This is a genomic window from Streptomyces sp. NPDC099050 (assembly GCF_044759865.1).
Classification (GTDB): Bacteria; Actinomycetota; Actinomycetes; order Streptomycetales; family Streptomycetaceae; genus Streptomyces.
Genome location: NZ_JBIWAE010000015.1, coordinates 144502 through 157298 on the forward strand (window position 1 = coordinate 144502; position 12797 = coordinate 157298).

General features: G+C 73.0%; 10 protein-coding genes. 1 reads left to right on the forward strand and 9 read right to left on the reverse strand.

All coding sequences use genetic code 11. From position 1 onward, the window contains the following. Window positions 1-67 precede the first annotated feature (67 nt). From ACIQV3_RS24860 to ACIQV3_RS24895, 8 genes are all read right to left on the reverse strand, one after another. Window positions 68-1576, reverse strand: a complete 1509-nt coding sequence (locus ACIQV3_RS24860) for a WXG100 family type VII secretion target (RefSeq protein WP_403715234.1) — start codon at window positions 1574-1576, stop codon at window positions 68-70. Continuing rightward, window positions 1576-2076 carry a hypothetical protein gene (locus ACIQV3_RS24865; RefSeq protein WP_403715236.1) on the reverse strand — a complete coding sequence of 167 codons (501 nt, stop codon included), beginning with the start codon at window positions 2074-2076 and terminating at the stop codon, window positions 1576-1578. The genes ACIQV3_RS24860 and ACIQV3_RS24865 overlap by 1 nt, the downstream gene beginning before the upstream one ends. A gap of 146 nt (window positions 2077-2222) precedes the next feature. Then, entirely contained in the window at window positions 2223-4508 is a 2286-nt protein-coding gene (locus ACIQV3_RS24870; protein WP_403715344.1) for a xanthine dehydrogenase family protein molybdopterin-binding subunit, read from the reverse strand. A gap of 44 nt (window positions 4509-4552) precedes the next feature. After that, a complete protein-coding gene (locus tag ACIQV3_RS24875; protein ID WP_403715239.1) occupies window positions 4553-6565 on the reverse strand; it encodes a 2Fe-2S iron-sulfur cluster-binding protein in 2013 nt (670 codons plus the stop codon). After that, a complete protein-coding gene (locus ACIQV3_RS24880) occupies window positions 6562-7494 on the reverse strand; it encodes an FAD binding domain-containing protein (RefSeq protein ID WP_403715241.1) in 933 nt (310 codons plus the stop codon). The genes ACIQV3_RS24875 and ACIQV3_RS24880 overlap by 4 nt, the downstream gene beginning before the upstream one ends. A gap of 341 nt (window positions 7495-7835) precedes the next feature. Next, window positions 7836-9473, reverse strand: a complete 1638-nt coding sequence (locus ACIQV3_RS24885; protein WP_403715243.1) for a beta-N-acetylhexosaminidase — start codon at window positions 9471-9473, stop codon at window positions 7836-7838. A 166-nt stretch (window positions 9474-9639) separates the two neighbouring features. Then, the gene (locus ACIQV3_RS24890; RefSeq protein WP_243337322.1) at window positions 9640-9927 is read right to left on the reverse strand and encodes a DUF3039 domain-containing protein; all 288 of its coding nucleotides are present in this window, start codon (window positions 9925-9927) and stop codon (window positions 9640-9642) included. Between the two features lie 84 nt (window positions 9928-10011). Then, window positions 10012-10572 (reverse strand): YqgE/AlgH family protein, encoded by a 561-nt coding sequence (locus ACIQV3_RS24895; protein WP_403715245.1) that lies wholly within the window; start codon window positions 10570-10572, stop codon window positions 10012-10014. Between the two features lie 273 nt (window positions 10573-10845). Here ACIQV3_RS24895 and murA point away from each other — a divergent pair, with 273 nt between their 5' ends. Next, a complete protein-coding gene (murA, locus tag ACIQV3_RS24900; RefSeq protein WP_403715247.1) occupies window positions 10846-12189 on the forward strand; it encodes a UDP-N-acetylglucosamine 1-carboxyvinyltransferase in 1344 nt (447 codons plus the stop codon). A 225-nt stretch (window positions 12190-12414) separates the two neighbouring features. Here the strand turns inward: murA and ACIQV3_RS24905 are convergent, their stop codons facing one another. Continuing rightward, on the reverse strand, window positions 12415-12696 hold the full coding sequence (locus ACIQV3_RS24905) for an HU family DNA-binding protein (protein WP_007264399.1): 282 nt from the start codon (window positions 12694-12696) through the stop codon (window positions 12415-12417). Between the last annotated feature and the right edge of the window lie 101 nt (window positions 12697-12797).

Below are 12797 nucleotides of genomic sequence, written 5' to 3' on the forward strand. Positions count from 1 at the left end.
CCAGCAGCAGACCCACCAGAGCCGCGGTCGCCCGACGCTTTTCCATCCCGTGCAACGCCCGCTCCACTCAGTCGATCACCGGCGGAACGACGTTGCGGTCGCCCTGCCACGTTTCTTCGTCCTCGGCCAGGTAGTCAGGGCGCTCGCCTTGCCGACCGTCGCCACGTCGCCCCGGAGCATGCGCACCCGCGCCGCCGTGCCCCATCGGTCCCCCTGCAGGCCCCGCGCCCGATCCACCACGAATCAGTCCGGAACCTCCCTGGGTAAACGGCTGGCCACCAGAGATTGAGCGACCACCCACGTTCGACTGGCGCCCACCGACGACACCGCCTGGCTCAGTTGCAAGGCGTCGCCCGGCCATGGCTCCGCCGAGACCGCCGTGCGCACCGGCACCGCCCATACCCATGCCGCCGCCCATACCCATGCCGCGCCCGGCTGCTTGGCCTCCCTCGCCACCGATGACCGTCCCCCTGGGAATACTCGCGCCCGGGCCACCGGGCGTCACCGGCCGACCGCCCGAGATCCCACTGTCGCGCGGGGGCAGCCCAGCAACACCGCCTATTCCGCCACCCTTCCCACCAATGCCTCCGGGACTGGGGATACCTCCGGGACCGAAGCCGCCAGGGCCGACTCCACCGATCGGCCTCTGAACACCACCGCCCGGCGGCATAGTCAGGGGAGGAACGAACCCTCCTGGAGGAACACCCAGACCGCTACCCCCTGGTCCGACCGGTCCCGGGCCTCCGGGCACCCCAGAGACAGGGGGAAGGGTCGTACTCGGCGTGGGGCCAACGGTGTCGAGACCGGTGCCAATACTCCGGTCCGGAGGTGCCGGAACGGGGCCCGGTGTCGACCCTGTCGGCGGAAGCCCGCTACCGGCCGGTGACGGCTGCGGGCCGGATACAGAACTGGAGTCATGCGACGAACCGCTGGGACCGATTACTGTCGGGGCAAACGACGAACCGCCTCCCCCAACAGCACCCTGAACACTTCCTCCAGAAGCGCTTCCAGAACGCGACGCATCGGTGTCCATGGAAACTCCCTGCGGAATGAACGGCTCCGGCAGCTTCGGAAATGTCGGAACCTCCGCCATCTCCATCCCAGTAGCCGAAGCCTCGTACCCCTGCGCCAGCTTCGTCATCTGCTGGATCGCCTGCTGTCGGTCGCCACTCAGCTTCGAGTGGGCCTGCTGGCCGATCTGTTGCGCGTCCGGGTCGTTGCGGTACTCGCGGGAGGCCTCCAGGTTGGCGGCGGCCCCCTTGTCGTACGTCGGCATGTTGGCCTTGACCTCGATGACGACCTGGCTCGCCTGCGTGAGGTGCTTGCCGCCCTCGGCGCTGTACTCGCTCAGGCGCAGCGTCGCGTTGCCCGTGCGGCTCACCCAGTCCTGGAACGCCGTGGCCGATTCGCCCTCCCAGCCGGTCACCCGGTGATCCTTGAGGCTTTCGCCGATCTCCTTGATGGTCGCCGCGGCGTCCGTCAGCTGGGCCCCGCGGGTCTTGAGGGTTTCCGCGTTGGCCGAAGCGAGCATGGCCAGCAGCTGCTGGTGCGTGTGGCTCTCGAAGTTCGTCGTCATCAGAGACCCTCCACCTGCGACGTTCCGGTCCCGGATGACTGCGAAGCCGAGCTGTGCGGAGGCGGCGGGGCCAACGGGTCCCGTTCCGGGACGTAGTTCGCGTCGGCCTGCTTGCTGATCGCCAGCATCCGCCGCTTCGTGTCCTCGTCCACGCCCGCGAAACCGCGGCCGCTCGTCTGGATCGCGATGCTGAGCCCCTCGATCTGCTCGGCCAGCCCCTTAGACAGCGCAAGCAACTGCGTGTGCACATTCGAGTAGGCCGTGAACAGTCGCGTGGCCTCCGCGAAGCCCTCGCCGAGGGAGTTCTCCGGGAGGGTGCCGTCCGCCAGTTTCTTGTCGCTCGCCGGGGAGCCGTCCAGCTTCTCCAGCAGACCGTCGACCCGCTTCTTGTAGTCCGTCAGCGATTCGTATTCGACCTGCAGCGCGCCCAGAGCCGCCGGCGAGGCCACGCCCACACCGAAGTCCACTCCGAACACGCCCGGCCCATAGTCCACTGCCACGATGGCCTCCCCGACTCCCCGTCATCCCCGTTCACACCCGCTTCGCACGCATTCGCACACGCACGTCGCCAGTGTCCACAAACACTGTATCGAGAGAGTCCGACAGGCCCAAGTTCCGAGTTGCAGGTGCAATCAGGGTCACAAGGTCACGAGTTGGGCGCCGCCACCGCCGCCGATGGCCGGATCGGGAGCCTGTTGACCGGGCGGCCCGTGGCCGCGCGGACCGCCGAGGCCACCGCCGCCGGGGCCGTGACCACCGGGACGGCGCTCGCCGGCTTGGCGCCGAAGGGGGCCACCACGTCGCGTTCCTCGACGAGTTTGACGATGCGGACCGTCGGGGCGTCCAGGGCGGTGGGCAGGGCGTAGCCCGTCAGGTCCGGGTGGCGGATCAGGCCCGAGGCCGTGCGGAGGTTCTCCGTCAGGGCCGCGCCCACGCCCTGGATGACGCCCGCTTCGATACGGGCTTCCAGCTGGCGGGGGTTGAGGACGCGGCCGACGTCCTGGGCGACCGCGAGCTCCACAACGCGCACCGACCCCAGCTCGATGTCGACGTCGACCACCGCGCGGATCGCGCAGAAGGCGAGGCCGACGAAGGCGTCGCCCTGACCGTCGCCGTCCAGCGGCTCCGTCGGGTGCGGGCGGCACTGGGCCGTGGCCCAGAGTTCCTTGCCCTCCATCGCCTCCGCGACGGTCGTGGAGAACGCGCCGTCGTACGACGTGATCCGGCCATCCGCGATCTGGAGCAGTTCGGTGGACATGCCCAGTTTGTGCGCCATGGGCTGGAGGAGCTGGGTGCGGACCATCTTTGCCGCGCGTTCCACCGCGCCGCCCGAGACCCAGGTGTGGCGGCCGTGCGCGGAGGGGCCCGCCGGCGGCTGGTCGGTGTCGACCGGGGCCGTGACGACCTCGTCGACGCCCAGGATCTCCTGGACGATCTGGCGGGCGAGGGTGGAGAAGCCCTGGCCGGTGTCGACGGCCGCGCAGATGACCGTGGCCGCGCCGCCGACGACCTTCACCGTGGCCGTGGACACCTCGTCGGTGCCCTCGGCGCCGAGCATGTGGACCATGCCGACCCCGTACCCGACCCCGCGCCGCACCGCGCCCGGCTCGCCCGCGCCCTCCAGGCCGCCGGGGAGCAGCCAGTCCTCCTCCGGGGTGTCCTTGGGGAGGGCGGGCAGCTCGTGGTCGCGGACCGCGCGCAGGAGTTCCGCCACGGGGGCGGGGCAGGTGACGGTCTGGCCGGTCGGGAGCAGGTCGCCGGTGGCCAGGACGTTGCGCAGGCGGAGTTCGGCGCCGTCGATGCCGAGGGCGGCCGCCAGCTTGTCCATCTGGCCCTCGTAGGCCGCGCAGACCTGCATGGCGCCTTCGCCGCGCACATGGCCAGACGGGGGGTTGTTCGTACGGACCGCCCAGCCTTCCACGAAGGCGTGCGGGACCACGTACGGGCCGCAGGCGAAGGCCACCGCGGCGGCCAGGGATTCCGAGGAGGCGTCGGCGTAGGCTCCGGCGTCCATCAGGATCTGGGCCTCGACCTTGACCAGCCGGCCCTCCAGGTCCGCGTGGTGGCGGTAGCGCAGCAGCGTGGGGTGCCGGTGGGCGTGGCCGAGGAAGGACTCCTCGCGGGTGGCGGCCAGCTTCACGGGGCAGCCGGTGCGCAGGGCCAGCAGGCCGAGCGGGAGCTGGAACGCTGCGTCCTCGCGGTCGGCCGTCGCGCCCGGGACCCCGGTGACCACGACCCGTACGCGGTCCGGTTCCAGCCCGAAGCAGGCGGCGGCCAGGTCGCGGTCGGTGTGCGGGTCGGTGGAGGCAGTGTAGATCTCCACGCCGCCGTCCGGGCGCGGTACGGCCAGCCCGGCCTCGGCCCCGATGGGGGCGGGGTCCTGGCGGCCGATGCGGTAGAGGCCCTCGACGACGACGTCGCCGGTGGCTTCGGGGTCGCCGTAGCGCAGCGGGATGTGCCGGATCAGGTTGCCGTCGGGGTGCAGGTCGGGGGCGCCGAAGGCCTGTTCGGGGTCGGTGACCGGGTCCAGGAGCTCGTACTCGACGGCGATCGCGGCGGCCGCGAGGCGTGCGGTGTCCGGGTGGTCGGCGGCGACGGCGGCGATGGGCTCGCCGTGGTGGCGGACCACGTCGTGCGCGAAGACGGGCCGGTCGGCGATGCGGCGGCCGTGCGTGGTGGCGCCGGGGACGTCGGCGTGGGTGACGACGGCCCGCACGCCGGGCATCTCGGCGGCGGCGGAGGTGTCGATGGAGAGGATGCGGGCGTGGGCGTGCGGGGAGCGCAGCACGGCGGCCCAGAGGAGGCCCTCGGCCCACAGGTCGGCGGCGTAGGGGAAGGTGCCCTCGGTCTTGGCGCGGGTGTCGGTGGCCGGAACGGACGCGCCGATGCCGCGCGGGACCGCCGACTCCGACGGCTCCGCGCCCTCGGGCAACGGTGTCGTGACCGATACCGGGACCGTCGCCGCGTCGTGGGCGCTCACGCCGTGCCTCCCTCGTGGTTGCCGTGGTTGCCCTGGTTGCCCTGGTTGCCGTGGATTCCGTGGTCGCCCTGGCTGCCCTGGTTGCCTTGGTGTCCCTCGCTGCCCCGGTGGCCCGCGTCGCCCTGCATCCCGTGGAACCCGCCCTCACCCGGCGGGGCCTGGTGCGGGATCCGTGCCTCGGCCGAGGCCGCGGCGGCGGCTTCCGCCGCCGACCCGCGCTCGGCCACGACCTCGCGCACGGCCTCGATGACGCCCGAGTACCCGGAGCAGCGGCAGAGGTTGCCGCACAGCGCCTGGCGGGTCTCCAGCTCGCTGGGGGCGTGGTTGCCTTCCAGCAGGTCGTGGATGGTCATGGCCATGCCGGGCACGCAGAACCCGCACTGCACCGCACCCGACCTGCACAACGCCTCTTGTACGTCCGACAGTTCCCCGTCGGTCGCCAGACCTTCCACGGTCCGGACCTCGCTGCCCGCGGCGGTGGCGGCGGGGACGAGGCAGGAGGCGACGAGCCGGCCGTCGACCTGCACGGCGCAGGCGCCGCATTCGCCCTGGGAGCAGCCGTCCTTGGCGCCGGCGAGGCCGAGGCGCTCGCGCAGCACGTAGAGGAGGGACTCGCCGATCCAGGCGCCGGTGACGGGACGGTCGGCCCCGTTGACGCGCAGGACGTAGGAGGCCGACGGGTGCTCGTGCTGGGCGACCGCCCCGGCGTCCGCTCCGGACGCCCCCTCGGCGGCTTCTTCCTCGTACGTCGCCCCCTCGGCCGGAACCCCTTCGGCCGTCCCCGCCGGAGCCTGCTCGACAGCCAGGTCGGCGTCGTCCGTACCCGGCACGGGCCCGGCCCCGGCTCCGTTCTCGGCCCCGGCTCCGCCCGGGCCCCCGGCTTCGTCCCGGGCCTCGCTCCCGGCTTCGCCCTCGGTCCCCGGATGCTGCCGTTCCCCGGAGTCCGGAACCTGCGCCGGGCCGTGGGCGGCTTCGATGTCGTGCGGGGCCGGGTGGACCGGCTCCCCCTCCAGCGGGGTACCGACCCCCGGGCCGCCCAGCACGCGCGGTCCGCGCCCCAGGGTCTGGCCGAAGGATCCGCCGGCCGGTGCGGAAGCCACGGGAAGCACCCCGGAGCCCAGCGCGTCGGAGCCCAGCGGACCAGAATTCAGCGGACCGGAATTCAGCGCATCGGACTCCAGCGCATCGGAACCCAACGGGCCGGAACCCAGCGGGTCCGGACCCGCCCCGTCCCCGCCCGGCTGCTGCGCCACGTACCCGCGCGCACCCTCGAAGTCCGGCTGCGTCGCCCACGGGGCCGCGGCCCCGCCCGGCAGCGTCGCGGGGGCCCGGCTCCAGTCGGCCGCGGCCGCGAGCTGCCCGAAGCTGCCGGTGTCGCCGGCGCCGCCCGGGGTCCACACGTCGCTCGCCGCCGCCTCGGGGAAGCGCCACTCGGCGGTCGCCCCCGGTTCGTGCGCGCCGGCCCGGCTCCCCGCGAAGGACTCCCCGACGGACTCCCCGGCGGAGTTCCCGAAGGAGTCCCCGTAGGGACCCGCGAAAGGCTCCGCGAAGGGTTCGCCGAACGACTCCCCGTAGGGCTCCGCGACGGGCTCGGCCACCGGCTCCGCCGCCGGATCCGCGAACGCCGCGGCCACCGAGGCCGGGATCGGCACCGACGCCGGGATCGGCGCCCGCGCGGCGGCCCCCGAAGCCCCCGTCGCACCCGCACCCGCACCCGCGTCCGCCGGAGCCGCCGCGCCCGCCTCGGGCCACTGCACCGGGATCGTCCACGTGCCCGTGGCCGCGGGGTCCGTGCTCCCCGTGCCCAGCGGCACGATCATCGGCGGCGGCACGTAGCCGTGCCCGGGGGCCGCGAGGGGCTCCCCGGTGCCGAGCGCGTCCAGCATGTCCTGCGGCAGTTTCACGAAGGCCGTCGCGTCGGAGTCGTACTCGCCGCCGTGCGGCACCGGCTCCCAGCCCCAGTGGGGTCCCGTGGAGCCCGCGGCACCCGTGTTGTCGTTCTCACTCATGAGCTCAGCGCCCTCCCCAGGGCCCTCCGTGCCAGTACGGCCACCGTCCGCCGCAAATGCAGTACTGCGGGAGCCACCGGCTCCCCCTGGTCGGGCACGCACGCCGCCGCGACGTACTCGCCGAAGGCTTCGAGCGCCTCGGGGGCCAGACTGCGGTCCCCGTCCCAGTCGATCAACGAAGCAACCCACTGCTCGGCTTCCAGCGGCCGCAGCGGCATCGGGGCGACCGCGCCGATCGCGCAGCGCACGCCCCGGCGCGCCGGGTCCAGTACGAGCCCTACGGACGCCACCGCGCGCCCCGGTCCCGTACGGCCCGTGGCCTTGAGGAACACCTGCGGCGCGTGCAGCAACGGCACCCGCACGAAGCCGATCAGCTCTCCGGGGCGGAGCATCTCCCGGCCGGCGAGCAGGTGCGAGACCGGGATCTCGCGCCGCGATCCGCCGGGCCCGACGATGATCAGTACGGCCTCCAGCGCGGCCAGCACGGGCAGCGCGTCACCGGTCGGCGCGGCCGTGGCGATGTTGCCGCCGAGCGTGCCGGCGTTGCGGATCTGCGGCGGGCCCGCGGCGCGCGCGGCGGCGGCCAGGGCCGGGATCAGCGCGGCGAAGTCGGGCCGGCCCATGCGCGCGTGCGTGAGTCCGGCGCCGAGCAGCGCGTGGCCGTCCTGGTACTGCCAGCCGCGGATCTCGTTGATCCGGCCGAGGCCCACCAGGGCGGCGGGGCGCAGGAGTCCCGCGTTGACGGCGGCCATGAGGTCGGTGCCGCCCGCGACGGGGACGGCGGCGGGCATGGCCGCGAGCGCCGCCACGGCCTCGTCGAGCGAGGCCGGCAGCGTCACGGACTGCGCCGCGTTCCCCGCCCGCGGGTCGCTGCGGGGCTCCTGGGACGAGTCCCGTGCCTGCGGTGCGTGCGGTGCGTGCGTGGTCAACCCAGCTGCCCCTTCCCGATGTCCCGGTCCCGGCGCTCACGCCTGTCCGCCGTACGGTACGTGCTCACCGCCGGGACGTGGCAACTCTGGCACATCTTCCGGAGCACCGGACGCGAGGGTCCACCGCCCGCGCACCACCGGCGCACCACCCCCTCGAAACCCCGCGCGCGGCCCCCGCACCAGCCGCGGCATTCACCGTGATCCGGCCGCGATCCGACTGCGATCCGGCCGTGATCCGGTGCCGCCGGGGCCTCCGCCCGGAGCTCCGCCGGGGCCTGTCCCGACCCCGATCCGGAGGCCCCGTCTCGGGGCCCCGTCCCCGGGCCCGGTCCCGGGGCCCGTCACACGTTCGGGGGCGCTCCCTCGATCGGGCGTCCGAGCACTCCGGGCCGGCGCTGCCACGGCAACGGGCCGCCCGGCGGCCGGTAGTCGACCCCGAGGGCGTCCAGCCGCCGGTAGTGGGCCGCCATCCGCGCCTCGAAGTCCGCGTAGTCCCGCTCCGCGGGCTCCGGCAGCCGGGACCACACCGCTTCGGCGAAGGCCGCGAGGCGCGGGAACACCTGGTAGTCGACGCGGCTCTGGTCCTCCATCACCTCGGTCCACACGTTGGCCTGCGCGCCCAGCACGTGGGCGGCGGCCTCTTCGGACAACTTCGGCGGTACCGGCTCGAACCGGTACACATCCTCCAATGTCCGCACGTACCCGATGGGCATCGGCTCGTCCTCGCCGCCCGCCTGACGGTGGTCCAGGTACACCTGCTGCTCGGGGCACATCACCACGTCGTGGCCGGCCTCCGCGGCGGCGATGCCTCCCGCGTAGCCGCGCCAGGAGGACACGGCCGCTCCCGGGGCCAGTCCGCCCTCCAGGATCTCGTCCCAGCCGATGAGCCGGCGGCCGCGCTCCGCGAGCCAGCCGTCGAAGTGCCGGATGAACCAGGACTGCAGACCGTCCTCGCCGTCGACCCCCAGCTCCCGGATCCGCTCCTGCGCCGCCGCGGAGGCCTTCCACTGCGCCTTGGGGCACTCGTCGCCGCCCACGTGCACGAAGGGCGAGACCTCCGCCGGGAAGATCTCCAACAGCTCCTCGAAGACCCCCTCGTAGAACCGCAGGACGGCCTCGGTGGGCGCGAGCACGTTCTCGTTGACGCCCCAGTCGTCCCACACCTCCAGCGCCGCCGTGTCCACCACGTCCGTGTTCCCGAGCTCCGGATACGCGGCGATCGCGGCCTGCGAGTGCCCCGGCACGTCGATCTCCGGCACCACCCGCACGTGCCGCTCCGCCGCGTACGCGACGATCTCGCGCAGGTCGTCCTGGGTGTAGAAACCGCCGTGCGGGGTCTCGTTCCACAGCGGCGAGGCCCGGTGGCCCCACCGGCTGCGGGCCCGCCACGCGCCGACCTCGGTGAGCCGCGGGTAGCGCTTGATCTCGACCCGCCAGCCCTGGTCGTCCGTCAGGTGCAGGTGCAGCACGTTGAGCTTGTGGGCGGCGAGCAGGTCGATGTACCGCAGCACCGCGTCCTTGGGCAGGAAGTGCCGGGCCACGTCGAGCATCAGCCCGCGCCAGCCGAAGCGCGGGCCGTCCGCGATCCCGATGTACGGGAGGCTCCAGGTCCGGCCGGGCAGGGGGGCCTTGCGGTGGGCGTCGGAACCCAGGAGCTGACGCAGTGTCTGGGCGCCCCAGAACAGCCCGGCCGGGCTCGCGCCGGTCAGCTCCACGCCGTCGGCGCCGACGGTGATCCCGTACGACTCCGGCCCGAGTTCACCGGCACCTCCGGGGTCGATCCGCAGCCGTACGTCGGCGCGCGCGCCGGCCGCGGCCGGCGGCAGGCTCCAGCCGGTGGCGGACCCCAGCTCCCGGCGCAGCCACCGGGCGACACCCTCGGTGCCCGGCCCTGCCTCCAGAACCGGCTCGGGCCCCAGGATGAGGCGGCGGCCGCCCCCGTCCGGAACCGCGACCTGGGGTACGGGGATCAGGTCCATGCGTCAGCCCTTCACAGCAGCCAGCCTGTTGCACGGTACGCAACGCCCGTTCCGCACCGTGCTCGTCGCGGCCGACCCTAGCCCGCCCCGAGGGCACGGAAAAGGCCCCCGGTGCGCAAAGCCGCGCACCAAGGGCCTTCGTCCCGTTCCAGGAGGGCCGGACGGACTACTTCCCGTCCTTGCCACCCTTGTCCTTGTCCCCGCCGGGGCCCATGGACTCGTAGATCTCCTTGCACATGGGGCAGACCGGGTACTTCTTCGGGTCCCGGCCCGGCACCCAGACCTTGCCGCAGAGCGCGACGACGGGGGTGCCCCCGAGCGCGCTCTCCATGATCTTGTCCTTCTGGACGTAGTGGGCGAAGCGCTCGTGGTCGCCGTCGCCGTGGGACACCTGCGGCGTCGGCTCTACGAGGGTCCCCGTACCAGTCCCGCGATCGGGCTCAAGAGTGCTCATGACGCCAGGGTACCGAGTCCCTCGCGCGCGAGGGATCCGCGGCCACCGCCCCGGGCCCGGCCCGCCCGCGCCCCCGCCCCGGGCTCAGTTCAGCGACGGGTCGTCCGCGTACGTGGCCACCATGGCCAGCTCGCTGCGCTGGCGCCGCAGCACGGCTCGCCACAGCCTTCCCGGATCCGGGAAGGAGATGTCGCCCGGCTCGGAATCGACCACGTACCAGGCGCCCACGCCCAGTTCCTCCTCCAGTTGCCCCGGGCCCCAGCCCGAGTACCCGGCGAAGATGCGCAGGGCCCCCAGGGCCGCCGCGAGGAGTTCGGGCGGGGCCTCCAGGTCCACCAGGCCGATCGCCCCGTGCACCCGGCGCCAGCCGAGCGGACCCTCCTCGCCCGGGATCACCGCCAGCCCCAGCGCCGAGTCCAGCGCCACCGGGCCGCCCTGGAAGACCACTCCGGGGTTCTTGGCCAGCGGAGCCCAGGGCAGCAGGACGTCACCGACGCCCACCGGGGTGGGGCGGTTGAGGACGACACCGAGCGAACCCTGGTCGTCGTGGTCGAGCAGCAGGACGACCGCGCGGTCGAAATTCGGGTCCGCGAGGGCGGGGGTGGCCACGAGCAGCCGCCCTGTGAGGGAGGACACCTCGGTCATGGCCACATGGTCTCGCACATTCGCCCGCGAGGGGGAGTGAGCGGCACATCAAGGCCGTACGCAGCTCAGGGCGCACGGCGGGAGTTCGGGGCGCGCGGGGCACGCCGGCCGGCCCCCGCGCGGAAGGAGACGCTCCGCCACCTGGCGGGCACCCAGGGTGTTGTGCCGAATTCATGACAGTCCTACGGCCCCGTCAGCCTTACGAACAGGGGGGTCATGCCCCTTACCCTTTTCACTGGCCCCCTGCCCACCCCTCTCCGGAACGCGAGATTCATGACCGGCATCAGTGACGATGTACTGCTTGTCCACGGCGGAACCCCGCTCGAGGGCGAGATCCGTGTCCGCGGCGCGAAGAACCTCGTACCCAAGGCGATGGTCGCCGCCCTGCTCGGCAGTGAGCCCAGCCGGCTGCGCAACGTTCCCGACATCCGGGACGTCCGGGTCGTGCGCGGGCTGCTCCAGCTGCACGGGGTGACCGTCAAGCCCGGCGACGAACCGGGCGAGCTGGTGCTCGACCCCACGTACGTCGAGAGCGCGAACGTCGCCGACATCGACGCCCACGCGGGCTCCTCGCGCATCCCGATCCTGTTCTGCGGCCCGCTGCTGCACCGCCTCGGCCACGCCTTCATCCCCGGCCTCGGCGGCTGCGACATCGGCGGCCGTCCGATCGACTTCCACTTCGACGTGCTGCGCCAGTTCGGTGCGACCATCGAGAAGCGCGAGGGCGGTCAGTACCTGGAGGCCCCGCAGCGGCTGCGCGGCTGCAAGATCCGCCTGCCCTACCCGTCGGTCGGCTCGACCGAGCAGGTGCTGCTGACGGCCGTCCTGGCCGAGGGCGTCACCGAGCTCAGCAACGCCGCCGTCGAACCGGAGATCGAAGACCTCATCTGCGTCCTGCAGAAGATGGGCGCGATCATCTCCGTCGACACCGACCGGACCATCCGGATCACCGGCGTGGACCGCCTCGGCGGCTACAACCACAAGGCGCTCCCGGACCGGCTGGAAGCCGCCTCCTGGGCGTCCGCGGCCCTCGCCACCGGCGGCAACATCTACGTGCGCGGCGCGCAGCAGCGTTCGATGATGACCTTCCTGAACACCTTCCGCCGGGTCGGCGGGGCGTTCGAGATCGACGACGACGGCATCCGCTTCTGGCACCCGGGCGGTCCGCTCAACGCGATCGCGCTGGAGACGGACGTCCACCCCGGCTTCCAGACCGACTGGCAGCAGCCGCTGGTCGTGGCGCTGACCCAGGCCACCGGCCTCTCGATCGTCCACGAGACGGTCTACGAGTCCCGCCTGGGCTTCACCTCCGCGCTCAACCAGATGGGTGCGCACATCCAGCTCTACCGGGAGTGCCTGGGCGGCAGCGCCTGCCGTTTCGGCCAGCGCAACTTCCTGCACTCGGCCGTCGTCTCGGGGCCCACCAAGCTCCAGGGCGCCGACCTGGTCATCCCCGACCTGCGCGGCGGGTTCTCGTACCTGATCGCGGCGCTCGCCGCCGAGGGCACCTCGCGGGTCCACGGCATCGACCTGATCAACCGGGGCTACGAGAACTTCATGGAGAAGCTCGTGGAACTGGGCGCCAAGGTCGAGCTCCCGGGCGGGGATCTCGTCTAGATCCGCCCAGATAGATCCACTAGATCCACCCAGACCATCCCAGAACGCCCCCACGGGCCCGTACAGGGCCCGTGGGGGCGTTCTGGCTCCCGGAGGCCACTCGGGCGCCGGGAGCGCCAGAGGCGGCCACCCGGTGCCGGGTGGCCGCCTCTGGCGTACCGCTTGTCGCGTACTACGTACTACTGCCGTCCCGGGGGCCGGTGCGGCCCTCGGCACAAGGGCGGACTACTTGCCCTTGGCGGCTTCCTTGAGCTTGGAGCCCGCGGAGACCTTCACGCTGTAGCCGGCCGGGATCTGGATGGGGTCGCCGGTCTGCGGGTTGCGCGCGGTGCGAGCGGCACGGTGGGTGCGCTCGAAGGTCAGGAAGCCGGGGATGGTGACCTTCTCGTCGCCCTTGGCGACAATCTCGCCGACGGTCTCGGCGAGCGCGGCCAGAACGGCGTCGGCGTCCTTGCGGGTCACCTCGGCGCGCTCGGACAGAGCGGCCACCAGCTCACTGCGGTTCATGTTGTACTCCCGTGTTCAACGTGCCTTAGAGGCGTGAGATCGAAGCCGATGCTGCCAGGGCCCTAGGACAGTCCCCGGACCCGGGTCTGACGTCAGACCCT

What these genes read in the sequence shown, in the direction of transcription:
- ACIQV3_RS24860 (WP_403715234.1), bottom strand. Translation starts at nt 1,576, where the DNA reads ATGACGACGAACTTCGAGAGCCACACGCACCAGCAGCTGCTGGCCATG.
- ACIQV3_RS24875 (WP_403715239.1), bottom strand. Translation starts at nt 6,565, where the DNA reads ATGAGTGAGAACGACAACACGGGTGCCGCGGGCTCCACGGGACCCCAC.
- ACIQV3_RS24885 (WP_403715243.1), bottom strand. Translation starts at nt 9,473, where the DNA reads ATGGACCTGATCCCCGTACCCCAGGTCGCGGTTCCGGACGGGGGCGGC.
- ACIQV3_RS24890 (WP_243337322.1), bottom strand. Translation starts at nt 9,927, where the DNA reads ATGAGCACTCTTGAGCCCGATCGCGGGACTGGTACGGGGACCCTCGTA.
- ACIQV3_RS24895 (WP_403715245.1), bottom strand. Translation starts at nt 10,572, where the DNA reads ATGACCGAGGTGTCCTCCCTCACAGGGCGGCTGCTCGTGGCCACCCCC.
- murA (WP_403715247.1), top strand. Translation starts at nt 10,846, where the DNA reads ATGACCGGCATCAGTGACGATGTACTGCTTGTCCACGGCGGAACCCCG.
- ACIQV3_RS24905 (WP_007264399.1), bottom strand. Translation starts at nt 12,696, where the DNA reads ATGAACCGCAGTGAGCTGGTGGCCGCTCTGTCCGAGCGCGCCGAGGTG.